Annotated in this window: 11 protein-coding genes; 8 read left to right on the top strand and 3 right to left on the bottom strand. The window is 34.3% G+C overall.

Features of this window, described 5'->3' with window-relative positions:
• Positions 1–6 precede the first annotated feature (6 nt).
• Complete coding sequence (locus OB_RS11810) at positions 7–927, top strand: NERD domain-containing protein (protein ID WP_011066690.1); 921 nt, start codon at positions 7–9, stop codon at positions 925–927.
• A 254-nt stretch (positions 928–1,181) separates the two neighbouring features.
• Positions 1,182–1,994: a phosphotransferase family protein gene (locus OB_RS11805; protein WP_011066689.1), complete on the top strand. Its 813-nt coding sequence runs from the start codon at positions 1,182–1,184 to the stop codon at positions 1,992–1,994.
• Here the strand turns inward: OB_RS11805 and OB_RS11800 are convergent.
• A complete protein-coding gene (locus OB_RS11800) occupies positions 1,986–2,273 on the bottom strand; it encodes a YtzH-like family protein (RefSeq protein ID WP_011066688.1) in 288 nt (95 codons plus the stop codon). The two genes, OB_RS11805 and OB_RS11800, sit on opposite strands and share 9 nt — an antisense overlap.
• Before the next feature lie 76 nt (positions 2,274–2,349).
• Here OB_RS11800 and trmB point away from each other — a divergent pair, with 76 nt between their 5' ends.
• From trmB to helD, 3 genes are all read left to right on the top strand, one after another.
• Positions 2,350–2,991 (top strand): tRNA (guanosine(46)-N7)-methyltransferase TrmB, encoded by a 642-nt coding sequence (trmB, locus tag OB_RS11795; RefSeq protein ID WP_011066687.1) that lies wholly within the window; start codon positions 2,350–2,352, stop codon positions 2,989–2,991.
• Positions 2,992–3,208: 217 nt separating this feature from the next.
• On the top strand, positions 3,209–4,468 hold the full coding sequence (gene uraA / locus OB_RS11790) for a uracil permease (RefSeq protein WP_011066686.1): 1,260 nt from the start codon (positions 3,209–3,211) through the stop codon (positions 4,466–4,468).
• Between the two features lie 198 nt (positions 4,469–4,666).
• Positions 4,667–6,982 carry an RNA polymerase recycling motor HelD gene (gene helD, locus OB_RS11785; RefSeq protein ID WP_011066685.1) on the top strand — a complete coding sequence of 772 codons (2,316 nt, stop codon included), beginning with the start codon at positions 4,667–4,669 and terminating at the stop codon, positions 6,980–6,982.
• A gap of 86 nt (positions 6,983–7,068) precedes the next feature.
• Here the strand turns inward: helD and OB_RS11780 are convergent, their stop codons facing one another.
• Positions 7,069–7,269, bottom strand: a complete 201-nt coding sequence (locus tag OB_RS11780) for a YjzC family protein (RefSeq protein ID WP_011066684.1) — start codon at positions 7,267–7,269, stop codon at positions 7,069–7,071.
• Between the two features lie 94 nt (positions 7,270–7,363).
• Positions 7,364–8,935: a peptide chain release factor 3 gene (locus OB_RS11775; protein WP_011066683.1), complete on the bottom strand. Its 1,572-nt coding sequence runs from the start codon at positions 8,933–8,935 to the stop codon at positions 7,364–7,366.
• A gap of 141 nt (positions 8,936–9,076) precedes the next feature.
• Here OB_RS11775 and OB_RS11770 point away from each other — a divergent pair, with 141 nt between their 5' ends.
• The 3 genes from OB_RS11770 to OB_RS11760 all read left to right on the top strand — a co-directional run bounded on the left by OB_RS11770 (position 9,077) and on the right by OB_RS11760 (position 14,266).
• Positions 9,077–12,232 (top strand): DEAD/DEAH box helicase, encoded by a 3,156-nt coding sequence (locus OB_RS11770; RefSeq protein WP_011066682.1) that lies wholly within the window; start codon positions 9,077–9,079, stop codon positions 12,230–12,232.
• A gap of 12 nt (positions 12,233–12,244) precedes the next feature.
• Positions 12,245–12,802 carry an O-acetyl-ADP-ribose deacetylase gene (locus tag OB_RS11765; RefSeq protein ID WP_011066681.1) on the top strand — a complete coding sequence of 186 codons (558 nt, stop codon included), beginning with the start codon at positions 12,245–12,247 and terminating at the stop codon, positions 12,800–12,802.
• A gap of 267 nt (positions 12,803–13,069) precedes the next feature.
• A complete protein-coding gene (locus tag OB_RS11760) occupies positions 13,070–14,266 on the top strand; it encodes an ornithine--oxo-acid transaminase (protein WP_011066680.1) in 1,197 nt (398 codons plus the stop codon).
• Positions 14,267–14,297 lie beyond the last annotated feature (31 nt).

The following is a 14,297-nucleotide window of genomic DNA, read 5'->3' as shown; positions in this document are numbered from 1 at the left end:
GTATATATGGCGCAATTAATTAAATTACAAGATTATATATCACGTTATGAGTGGGATACTTATCGTTATCCTACGCGATACATACGTCAAAAAAAAGGTCAATGGGAACGACTCTATGAAATATGGCAGCAACCTGAGATGAAAAAATCAGTTGTAGAAGAGCATGAAGAAGCATCTAAAGAAGGAATAATACAAAGATGGAAAAAACGTATCAAAAGAAAAGATATATATGTAGAGTCCATTGAATCGATAAACAATCAAACAGATGAATATGAATCCCTTCCCGGTACTGAAAGAGAGTTAAAGCAATATTTTTTGGATCGGTTATTTGATATTCAAATGAAATGGGCAACTTCTACAGTCTCTAGAGTTTCAATTGTAGATTCAAAGTTCTACCATGATGAACTTCTTCGTTTTTTATTACAGCGTTTCCCTGATACATATTTCATCATGTATATGCCTGTATTCGAAATAAAACAAGCTCCTGTTGAGTCAGATATTCTTCTAATTAGTCCTTTAGAAATTGAAATTATCCATTTTATTGAAGTAGATGATGAGGCTGTTATTATGGCTGGAGAAGAACGTACATGGACGGTGACCAGAGGTGAAGATAACGAAAGAGTCATTAATCCATTAATTTCTTTAAAACGATCAGAGAGATGGATTCAAGGCATACTTCGGCTACACAATATGGAGGTTCCTATAAAGAAAACGGTAATTTCTCGGACCAATCGTATCTTATACGCGACAGCACCATATCAAACAAAAGTAGTTGATCGGTTAGATTTTGAAAGTTGGTTAAATGAAAAAAGAAACCTTTCATCTCCTTTGAAAAAAACACAACTCCATGTAGCAGAGTGTTTATTAAAACATTCGATATCTCACTCTATTCGACGTCCTGAATGGGAAGCGGAGAACGATTTATAAAGCAATTTATTAACCAGTAACTTAACCTGGTGCAAGTATATATAATTCAAAATCTAAACGTTGCAATTGCAAGAAGTAAGATTAAAAATATTATTCCATGCTAAAAATAAATGTATGGTATAATCATTCACACATATAGAAAAATGAAAGTTTTATCTCAATTATAATGAAATAAAAAAGCAATAATTGTATTTTAATCGAAATCTAGATACAATGTATACTTGAACGCTAAATTTGAAAGATGTGAAGAAGTTATGATTAAGTGGCTTGAGCAAGCTCTAGGCACAGGGTGGAATATTACACCAGCAGGAGGTCTCACTGGTGATGCTTTTATAGCGGAAAAAAACGGGAGACGTTTATTTTTAAAACGTAATTCTTCACCGTTTCTTGCTGTATTATCTGCAGAAGGAATTGTCCCAAAATTAATTTGGACAAAACGTATGGAAAATGGTGATGTTATTACTGCGCAAGAGTGGTTAGAAGGTCGTTCGCTAAATGTATACGAAATGCAACAACAAAATGTGGCTAATTTATTATATAAAATACATCACTCTACAGAGCTTTTGCATATGCTGCTTAGAATGGGCAAGAAACCAGTTACTTCCGATGAAAGTTTAAAATCAATAAAAAAGAAACTTCATAAACAAGGTATGATCGATAGTTATAGTGAAGTAATTGAAGCTATCCACTACCTAGAGAAATTGTTACCGGAAACTCGCGATCAGCAACTTGCAGTATGTCATTGTGATATTAATCATAATAACCTTATACTGACTAGTGAAAAAAATATCTTTTTAGTTGATTGGGATAACGCAATGATTGCTGATCCGGCAACAGATATAGGTATGCTTTTAAAATGGTACTTACCAAAAGAAGACTGGGTTCCATGGTTAAAACAATATGGCATAGAACCAAGCCAGAATTTATTTACTCGCATGTATTGGTATTTATTGCATGATTCCTTGCATTTTTTAAGTTGGCATAATTCCAGAAATGAACCAGAGAAGGTTCGTCAACGTCTATGGGATTTACAGGAATTAAATGCGCAAATAAGAAATTTATTCTAAGTTAGTCTGTTCAATTGCATTTATCCAATGTCTTATATTATTTTTATTTGAACTAACATGATTTGGCAGACTTTGTGCGTATTCGCCTTGTCTGCCATAATTATATATTTCAGGCAGAATAGTTAATAGTTGTTCGTCCGTAATTTGCTCTTGATCAAGAATGGATTGAACAAGTCTTCCGATCTGTTGACACTCGCTGATTGAAGCACAGCATTCTCCATGTTGTTCGTCGAGTATGTCTGATAATAACGCTAATTGATTTGATACATTTAATGTCATTTTTTATCACCTCTAAACTAGTTTTTTCTGAATAAAGTTTTCTATACAAAATGAAATAAAAGTGAGGTAATACAGCATGAGGCAAAGAAACAAGCCGTGGGCAGACGAGTATTTACAAGAAAATAATCATATTGTCATTAGTGATCCAAAAAGCAAAAAAGGGAATTGGAGTCAGCTTTTTAATAATAATAATCCAATTCATGTAGAAATTGGATCTGGAAAAGGGCAATTTATTTTGGGAATGGCGAAGCAGTATCCAGAGATTAATTTTATTGGAATAGAATTAGCTAAAAGTATTATTGTTTCTGCTGTTCAGAAAATAGAAGAAGAAAATTTAGCGAATGTTTTTATGTTAAATGAAAATGCTATAGATGTACGTGAAATGTTTGCTGACGATGAAATCTCTATGATTTATTTGAATTTTTCAGATCCATGGCCAAAAAATAGACATGAAAAACGACGTTTGACTTACGGCCGATTTTTAGAACAATATCAGGATATTTTGGGTGCTAATGGAGAAGTTATATTAAAGACAGATAATCGAGGATTATTTGAGTACTCTGTAGTTAGCTTTTCACAAAATGGAATGAACATAAACGAAATTAATGTTGATTTACATGCTATTCAAGATGAGACTAATGTTATGACAGAATATGAAGAGAAATTTTCTACAAAAGGACAACCAATTTATCGCTGTAAAGCAGCATTTGAAAAGTAGTGCTTGACTTTTTCTAGAAATTTGTCATAATATAAAAGAAATCTAGACACCTTTAATTCAGTCCTGTGAGGCTGGCAAGGTTGTGCGGAAAAGATAAATATAGTATAAGTAAACACTTCATCGTTATTTGTGTTGATGTTATCTTATACTTTCCCCTGCACCTTGCCAAATTTTTACGGGCAAGGTGTTTTTTATAAAATAAGGGAGTGTTAGGACATTGAAGGATAGAGAAATTCAAGTAGATGAACGTTTACCATTATTACAAAGTTTTCCTTTAAGTTTACAGCATTTATTTGCTATGTTTGGATCAACAGTTTTAGTGCCAATTTTGTTTGGTGTTGACCCAGCAACGATCTTGTTAATGAATGGTATTGGGACATTGTTATATATATTTATTACAAAAGGAAAAATTCCTGCTTACCTAGGATCAAGTTTTGCATTTATATCTCCAGTAACTATGGTACTTACAGAAGGTGGAGGGTATGGCGCAGCTTTAGGTGGGTTCTTTGTAGTAGGTTTAGTGCTAGTCATTGTTGGTTTGATTGTTCGTTATGCTGGAACCAGCTGGATTGATGTTATATTTCCTCCAGCAGCTATGGGGGCAATCGTAGCTGTTATTGGATTAGAGTTAGTACCGACAGCTGCTGACATGGCTGGTTTACTACCACAAGCAGATGTACCAAGAGATACTACCGCAATTTTGGTATCTTTAATAACTTTGGGTGCAACGATCATTTATTGGGTAACAATGCGCGGGTTTTTGAAAATAATTCCTATCTTACTGGGAATTATAACTGGTTATGTTGTCGCTACGATGTTTGGTATTGTAGATTTCAGTGCGGTTAGAGAAGCGTCCTGGATACAAATGCCAACGTACTATCAAATTGAGTTTAATTGGTCGGATATATTAATCATCTTACCTGCAGCTCTTGTATTAGTTCCTGAACATATTGGCCATTTGGTAGTTACAGGTAATATCGTGAAAAAAGATTTGGTGAAAGAACCAGGTTTGGATCGTTCTCTATTCGGAAATGGGTTCTCAACTATGATTTCTAGTTTTCTTGGATCAACACCGAATACCACCTATGGTGAAAATATTGGGGTATTAGCAATAAGTAAAGTATATTCCACATGGGTAATTGGAGGAGCTGCGATCATTGCTGTAGTACTTTCTTTCTGTGGTAAGTTAGCTGCACTTATTTCTTCTATACCTACACCTGTAATGGGAGGGATCTCATTACTACTATTTGGAATAATTGCTGTTAGTGGATTGCGTATGTTAGTAGAACAGCAAATTGATTATAGTAAATCACAGAATTTAATTCTGACATGTGTAGTTCTAGCGATTGGAGTAAGTGGTGCTGCTATTAACGTAGGTTCTGTAGAATTAAAAGGGATGGGATTAGCAACAATTATAGCAATTGTTGTAAGTTTATTCTTTAAGTTACTCGACGTATTAAAATTATCGAATGAGTAAACCAGGAGATTTTAAATATAGAAAAAACCTGATGAAAAAATCATCAGGTTTTTTTATTGCACCATTGTCGTCTTTAATGCTACAATAATATAGTTACATCATATTAATTGATTTTTGTATAAACTATTCCTAATTATATTATAAGGTCAATTAAATGATTTGTCAACAAATACATCATATTTAATTAGGGGGATATTTATGAGTTCTTCCAACAATAATGAACATATTTTTGAGCATCAACGTTTAGACCGTATTCTTCAAATAATTGAGGATAGGGAAAATGCAATTACACAGCAATCTTCAAAAATTAAACAGGAAGTCGTAGAATTTAGAAAAAACTTTTGGGATGATATTACAATTAATTTAGAAGAAATGGATGATGTAATAGAAACACAAGAAAGTATTAAACAACAATCTAGTGTTTTAGCACAAAAAGAGAGACATTACGGTAAGAATTATCAGCGGCTAAAACAATTGCAAAGATTAAAAAGTCAACCTTATTTTGGAAGAGTAGATTTTAAGGATGCAACTGAAAGTGATGAAAATCAAATCTATATTGGTACTTCGTCTTTAATGGATGAAGAGGGCTCTGATTTCTACATTTATGATTGGAGAGCACCGATTTCAAGTATTTATTATGATTATGCACCTGGACCTGTTGAGTATGAAACCGAAGAAGAATTCGTAAAAGGGGAAATGACTTTAAAACGGCAATTTGTTATAAGGCAAGGAAAAATGAAAGGTATTTTTGATACAGCTGTAACGATAGTTGATGAATTGCTTCAAGAAAGCTTGAGTCAGTCGGCCAATGCAACAATGAAGTCAATTGTTGCAACTATTCAACAAGAGCAAAATAGAATTATTCGTCATCAAGGTAGTAAAATTTTAGTTGTACAAGGTGCAGCAGGAAGTGGAAAGACAGCGGCTGCTTTACAAAGAATTGCCTATTTATTATACCACCATCGTTCAAGTTTACAGGCAAATCAAGTACTGCTGCTATCACCAAATGATATATTCTCAAGTTATATTTCTAACGTACTCCCCGAGTTAGGTGAAGAGCCAGTGAATCAACAAACGTTCTATAATTTTCTTATAAAAGGGCTGGAAAGTAACTTAAAAGTGGAGACACCTTTTGAACAAATGGAACTATTATTAATAGGTGAAGATAAACAACAAAAAGAAAACGCAGTAAAGTTTTTTACAAGCATACAATTTATGAAAGATATTCAATCGTATTTATCCTTTATAAATAAAGATGGTTTGCAGTTTCGACATATTCGATTTCGAAATGAACTCCTTATTTCAAAAGAAGAAATCAATACGTACTTTCATGAGCTTCCTAAATCCATGAAGTTATCAAATAAAATTGAAAAGATACAACGTTGGTTATTACAAAAAATAAAAGAGATTCAGGTCAAAGAAATTGCAGCAAATTGGGTGCAAGATCAAATGGAATTATTAAAAAAAGAAGATTATATGGAAGCTTATCATGAGGCTGAAGCTGAGGAAGAGGAAAGTTCCATTCAAGATGAAGAGTTAATTTTACGCAAAAAAATAGTGTATAAAGCATTTGCACCGTTAACAAAGAGTATAAAACAAAATCGTTTTGTACACACATTACGAATGTATACAAAATTATTCAACCAATGGGCGCCTTTGGACAGAGAGAATGAATGGAAAACATATTCGAAGTATGTACTATGTGACCTTCAACAGAATAAATTGCCCTGGGAGCATGCAGTAGCATATCGATTTTTTAAAGGAGAAATAATAGGTCATGATGTTGATCAACCAACACGATTGATTGTGATTGATGAAGCACAGGATTATACACCATTTCAATTCGCTTATTTACAGCATGTGTATCCTTATGGAAGAATGACGTTACTAGGTGATATTAATCAATCAATTTATTCCTATGCGTCTAAGGATAATCCAATTCAGGAACAAGCAGACTCAAAAGATATCGAACGTATAGTATTAACCAAGAGTTATCGATCGACTAAGCCTATAACCGATTTCACCACTTATTTCGCACCAAGTAATGAAGGTATAAGTGCTTTTGAGCGTCATGGAACACTACCTTCTGTAATTCAACTACCGGAAGAATCTAATTATAAGAATGCGCTGCTGGAGATGATTGAAACCAGGAAAAAAGAGGGCCATGAAACAATTGCTGTGATATGTAAATCAATGCAGGAATGTAAGAAATATAAGAAGTTACTGGATGAGGATGTAGAGATTAATCTTGTTCGTACGAATACGAAGGAATATCAACATGGTGTAGTTTTTATACCAGTTTATTTGGCTAAAGGTATTGAATTTGACGCTGTCATTATTCCTGACGCATCTGAAACTAACTACCACACCGAAAAAGATAGGTATTTATTCTATACTGCCTGTACAAGAGCAATGCATGATTTAACAACAGTTTTTATGGATAAACCAAGTCCATTTATAAAAGAAATACCAAAAGAAAGATACTCATTTAGAACAATATTTGAAAGAAATTAGAGTTTTAGGGTCTGGGACATAACTAAGACCTTTATGGTTAAAACCAATTGGTAATTCTAAATAATTATGTCCCAGCCATTTTATATTTATCCTTGTACTCCAGGGTGATGGCGTTTTCGCTTGTTTACCCAAACACGATCTTTATTCGTATTATCTGGAAACGAATCTCCTGCCTGCAACTCTACAATTTGTGGGTCATTTACATTACTACCAGTTTCTCCAATTTCCATATAAACACCATTATTCGGCGCTTTTTCACCAGCTCGAAATTCAGATCTTTCTCCCATAAGTTTCCACTCCTTTTGATTAAAGATAACCTTATTATGCAAAGAATGATCTATAATCATGAATGGGAATTTTATCCCAACATGTAATGGAAACTTATGTGTAATCATTAACTTCGAAAAGATCAATTAAGTCGACTTCAGGATTTTTGTCCTTAAACCAGTTCAACGCAAATTCATTTCGGAATAACACAAGTGGTTGATTGTTTCGGTCTCTAACAAGTAAATTACCACTATCAAATAACTTTCTATCAACTTGTTCTTCTTTTAACCAACGAGGAATACGTTCACCAATAGATTCCAGCATAACTTCTGCATTATATTCATGCTGCATCCGATAAGTAAAGACTTGATATTGCAATTCTCCTACAGCACCTAATATAAAAGCATCTGTCATTTGATCGCGGAATAATTGAATAGCACCTTCTTGAACTAACTGCTCTATTCCTTTTCGGAACTGTTTTGATTTTAAAGCATTTTTTGCACTAACTTTTTTAAATAGTTCCGGAGGGAATTGTGGCAATTCATCGTATTCATACATGTTTTTTCCAACTAGAAGTGTATCTCCGATTTGATAGGCATTTGGATCATATACACCTATAATATCTCCAGCATATGCTTCATCAACTGTATCTCTAGAAGAAGCGACCATTTGTTGTGACTGTGCTAGTTTTAGTTCTTTACCTGTTCGTGCTAAGCGAACAGTCATACCACGTTCAAATTTACCAGAGCATACTCGTAAGAAAGCAATTCGGTCACGATGGGCAGGATTCATGTTTGCTTGAATTTTAAAGATAAACCCTGAAAAGTCTTCATTGTCTGGTTTAATTGGTCCCGTTGTCGTTTTTCGTGATGTTGGGCTAGGTGCAAGATGAATAAATGTATCAAAGAACACTTGTACTCCAAATGGAGATAAAGCACTACCGAAGAATACAGGTGTTAATTCCCCGCGCAAAATAGCTTCTTCAGAATACTCATTTCCCGCTTCCGTTACTAATTCTAATTCTTGTTGTGCATCTTTAAATGTTGGGTTTTCTACAAGATCTTTATGATTAGATAATTCGTTGTTTGGAATATACGTCTCTGTATCACCAGGATGATGCTGAACAAATTGCTCTCCATGTCTATCAAAAATTCCTAAGAAACCTTTTCCCATACCTGCTGGCCAATTCATTGGATAGGTGTCAATTTCTAAGACTTCTTCAAGTTCTTCTAAAAGAGCAAGGGGTTCCTTTCCTTCGCGATCCAATTTGTTCATAAAAGTGAAAATGGGAATACCTCGCATCCGACAAACTTTGAATAATTTAATGGTTTGAGCCTCGATACCTTTTGTAGAGTCAATAATCATAACCACGCTATCGACTGCTGTTAATGTACGATAGGTATCTTCACTAAAATCTTCATGACCAGGTGTATCAAGAATATTGATATGCAAATCATCATAAGTGAAATTCATTACACTAGATGTAACAGAAATCCCACGTTGTTTTTCAATTTCCATCCAATCTGAGGTTGCGAATTTACCAGATTTTTTTCCTTTTACAGTACCTGCTGAACGTATTAAATTTCCGTACAACAATAGTTTTTCCGTCATCGTTGTCTTCCCGGCATCTGGGTGAGATATAATTGCAAACGTTTTTCGTTTTGATACTTCATTATTTATCGACATACCGTCTTAACCTTCTTTCATTTCTATATACAAATAGATGTTCTTATTCAGATGTTTTATAATAAAGAGACACCTCCATACTATACTATAGAATTTTATATTTTACGATGGTAGTAAAGGAAAAGAAAGATGTGATTAAATATGTATTCCTTAACCAAACAGAAAATACGAGAACTGTGTGGAGACGTTTCATTTAAATATGGTGAGCGATTATGGAATGGTAATCGGGTCCATATGGTAAATAATCAGAATGAAACAACTGCTACGGTTACAAGTACGAAAGATTTTCAAGTGCAAATCACTTGGAAGGATGGAGAAATAAAAGAAACAAAATGTAATTGTCCATCGTTAACTTCTTTCAAAAAAGATTGTCAACACATTGCTGCGGTGTTAATCGGTATTTGTGAAACAAGTACAAAGAGTATTAATCGTACGGATGAAATCATGCGTGGATTTTTACAGAAAAACGATTCGGAAAATCATGAGTACACACATCAAGGCTATTTTGAAAAAAGACAAGAAATACATTCATTATTTCGTTGTCACATACTAACAATAAGTAAAAATCCAGTAATAGCAATATCTATCGACATAAACCACCATGAAGTTAAACAGTTATCTGATTTTTTATTAGCAGTTCAACAAGGTAAATCATATAAGATTTCGAATGCTATTACCTATTCTCCATCAAATCATTATTTTAATTCAAATGATGAAGCTATAATACATCATTTGATACAATTAAATCAGGAGAATTATGTAACAAATAACTTCAAAAGTAATGACAAAAGTAAGCTTGTCATTACTCCAACGATTTGGAATAAACTAGAGACAATATTTCAACTTGCTGTTAATACGGAATTAATTATAGCAGAGGCAAATCGCAATTGGATATTACCTAGCTTTTCTATAGTTGATAATTTACCTCCGTTGCATTTTGAAATTGAGAAGGCGGCAAGCTTGCTTCGAATTACTTGGACGGAATTTCAGTCCTATGTATGTTTACCTTCTTACCGGCTTTTTGTTACACAGCAATCTGTCCATATTTTGACAGAACAAGAAGTAACTACCATCGATCTATGTGATCGTTTATGGAGAGAGAATAATGAAAATAGTTTATTGATTTCTTTAGAACAAGCAGAGCAACTTATACCTCTCATAACTAAAATAGCAAAAATAGATGATACGACGGGTATAATTGCTAAAAGTAAAAAACCGCTAACTGCAAAAATATATTTAGATCGAATAAGTAATCGTTTATTGGCTGGCGTAGAATTTCATTATGGTGGAGTAAAGTTTCAACCGTTTGAACCTTCTCCGATGACATTATATCGGCAAGAGGAAAAAGAAGAGGAAATTATACAATTTTTACAAGATAAAGGATTTGCACATATGGACGGTGGGTATGTGCTTCAAAATGAAAAACTAGAATACGAATTTTTATATCATCATTTATCTGATCTACAAAATCAAGCAACGGTCTTCGCTACCACTGCAGTTAGAAATAGATTAAGTAAAAAACATTTTCAACCTACTATACGTGTACGACATAAAAGCGATCGTACAAATTGGTTAGAATTCACATTTCAAATGAAAGGTTTTGTAGATCAAGAGGTTCGTGAAGTTTTGGATGCATTAGAAGAAAAACGACCATATTATCGTTTGAAAGATGGATCCTTATTGTCACTTGAAACAAAAGAACTAGAGGAGTTACAATCCTTTTTAATTGATTCACCGATGTCATCTACAGAGATCTTAGAAGGTTTGGAAAAACCATTAAATGAAGGATTTACGATTGCTAATCGGTTAGAAGAACGCGGTATACTTGAAGCGGAAGACTCTTTTAAACAAATGTTGTTGCAAATTCAACAACCAGATGAACAGTCCTATCCTATTCCCAAACCTATTTCATCTCTTTTAAAAGATTATCAGCTAGAGGGTGTTCGATGGATGAGAGCGGTAGCAGACATGGGATTCGGCGGTGTTCTTGCAGATGAGATGGGGCTGGGAAAAACGATACAAAGTATTGCATATTGTCTATCGATAGAAAAAGAGCGGAAGGATAAGAAGCAACCTATTCTCATTGTTTGTCCAACTTCTGTCTGTTATCAGTGGAAACAAGAATGGATGACATTCGCTCCTGACTGGTCTGTCATGATAATAGATGGTACGAAAGCAGAAAGAAAACAAAAGAAAACGGAATTACGTAATTATGATGTTTGGATTATTTCATATGGGATGTTACGAAATGAAATAGATTGGTTACAAAACCAAGTGGATCAATTTCATACGGTAATATTTGATGAGGCACAAGTGTTTAAAAATCCTGCCACCCACACTTTTCGAACTGTAAAAAAGCTTCGTTCTGAGCACCGTTTTGCTCTAACCGGTACGCCTTTAGAAAATAAAATTGAAGATATTTGGTCTATTTTCCATGTTGTATTTCCAGAACTATTAGGTAATATAAAAGATTTTAGCTGGCTTACAAATGACCAAGTTATTCGACGTATTACACCATTTATGCTTCGACGTGAGAAAAAAGATGTAATGCAGGAGCTGCCGACAAAGGTAGAATATGTTGAGCGAATTTCTTTAACAGAGGAACAAAAGCAGTTATATGTGTCTTACTTAGCAAAACTTAGACATCCTTCTTTTAAGCACTTAGATAAAGAAACGATCCGAAAAAATCGAATAAAAATATTAGCTGGGATTACACGATTAAGACAAATTTGTTGTCATCCGTCTCTATTTGTTAGAAAATATAATGATAAATCAGCAAAATTAGAAAGACTCAAGCAGTTAATAAAAGATGCTAGTAGAGCAAATAAGCGATTACTCATTTTTTCACAATTTACAAGTATGTTGCAATTAATTGGTAAGGAATTAAGGAATAAGGATATTTTGTATTATTATATTGATGGAGAGACTCCAGCCGAAGAAAGAGTAGAAATATGTCGTGCTTTCAATCAAGGTAATAGAGAAGTATGTCTTATTTCTCTAAAAGCCGGTGGAACTGGTCTAAATTTGGTCGGTGCCGATACAGTAATCTTGTATGATGTTTGGTGGAATCCAGCTGTAGAGGAACAAGCTATAGATCGTGCTCATCGAATTGGACAACAAAGTGAAGTAACTGTTATACGTCTTCTTTCTGAAGGAACAATTGAAGAGAAAATGTATGAGTTACAGCGTAAGAAACGCGAATTAATGAACTATTTGGTTAACGGAAAATCTACCGTGAATTATCAGCTTACAGATGAAGATATACAGGATTTATTGTTTAACGAAACAAAGGATTAGGTAGGTGAGACGATGAAACATAATATAAATGATAATACGCTTGAAATAGTTGTTGGTGATATAACGAAGGAAACAACGAATGTTATTGTAAATGCAGCAAACGGAAGCTTATTAGGTGGTGGAGGTGTTGATGGGGCTATCCATCATGCCGCAGGGCCAGAATTATTAAAAGCATGTCAAGAGATGAGAAATAACGAACTTAATGGTGAAGAATTACCAACGGGTGAAGTTATTATTACTTCCGGATTCCAATTACCGTCTCGTTTTATTATCCACACGGTAGGGCCAATCTGGAATCAGACTCCTGACCTACAAGAAGAATTATTAGCTAACTGTTATCGTAATGCTTTGGAATTAGTAAAAGTAAAGAAATTATCTAGCATTTCATTCCCTTCGATTTCAACAGGAGTGTATGGTTATCCTATTCATGAAGCAGCAGCAATCGCTTTACAGACAATTATTCAATTTCTACAAGAAAATGATGTGGGGCTTGTAAAGGTCGTTTTATTTAGTGAAAGAGACTATAGCATTTATCAAGAAAAATTGAAGTATTTAATAGAAAAAATCTAAGCATTGGATTACCGAACTAATAAATAGTTCGGTCTTTTATTTATGAGGATTAGTGCCACTTTAACTCTTGTGTTATCGTCATCATCAGCTCGCTACCGCTATCTCAAAAGGAAATTCTAGCATTATCAAACCACCTCTGAATAATCGGGGCACGCACTCATTGCTTTTTTAAATGGGGTTGTGCTTGATTTTTATTTTAAGGTTGACGTTTCTTGAACTTAATGATAATTCTTAAATATAGAAATAATTGAATGAGAGGGGTATTTGATGACAATTACATCAACAAATATTATTGAAGAAACTAATTATTATGGTGCTCATAACTATCACCCACTTCCTATAGTTGTTTCTGAAGCTAATGGCGTATGGGTGAAAGATCCTGAAGGAAATTCCTATATGGATATGTTAAGTGCATATTCAGCGGTGAATCAAGGACATCGTCATCCTAAGATTATTGAGGCACTAAAAAATCAAGCTGATAAAGTAACATTGACTTCCCGGGCATTTCATAATGAATTACTAGGCCCGTGGACAAAACGAATGGCGAAGTTAACGAAGAAAGATAAAGTTTTGCCGATGAATACAGGTGTGGAGGCTGTTGAGACAGCGATTAAAGCGGCACGACGTTGGGCATACCAAGTGAAGGGAGTTACGGAAAATCAAGCGGAGATAATTGCTGCTGATGGTAACTTCCACGGACGTACTTTAAATGCAATTTCATTATCAAATGATCCAGATGCTACAAAAAATTACGGACCGTTTGTTCCCGGAATTAATAAAGTAAGCTATGGAGATATAAATGCAATCGAAAAAGCTATTACAGAAAATACTGCCGCCATCATTCTTGAACCCATTCAAGGTGAAGCAGGAATTATTATACCTCCTGAAGGATATTTGAAAAAAGTAAGAGAACTTTGCTCAGAAAAAAATATATTATTTATAGCAGATGAGGTTCAAACTGGTTTTGCACGGACAGGGAAAATGTTTGCGTGTGAATGGGAAAATGTAGAACCAGATATCTATGTTATGGGGAAAGCTTTAGGTGGTGGTGTCTTTCCGGTATCTGCAATTGCAGCTAATAATGAAATTATGGATGTATTTACACCTGGCTCTCATGGCTCTACATTCGGCGGGAATCCATTAGCTTGTGCTGTATCAATGGCAGCAATTGATGTTATTGAAGAAGAAAACTTAGTTAATAAGTCATTAGAATCAGGGAAATATTTTGCAGATAAGTTACGAGCGGTTAATTTTGAAGGGATTAAAGAAGTTCGTGCAAGAGGATTATTTATTGGTATGGAATTTCACCAACCTGTACGAGAAATTTGTGAAAAATTAAAAGATAAAGGAATCCTATGTAAGGAAACACATGTAAATACGATACGATTTGCTCCACCATTAGTAATTACAAAAGATGAAATGGATTGGGCAATACAGCGAATAGAAGAAGTACTTACTAATTAATATTGGGGGAGGGAGCAGAGCTCGGTTCCTT

The organism is Oceanobacillus iheyensis HTE831 (genome assembly GCF_000011245.1).
Lineage (GTDB): Bacteria > Bacillota > Bacilli > Bacillales > Amphibacillaceae > Oceanobacillus > Oceanobacillus iheyensis.
This window is presented reverse-complemented; position numbering and strand designations above follow the sequence as displayed.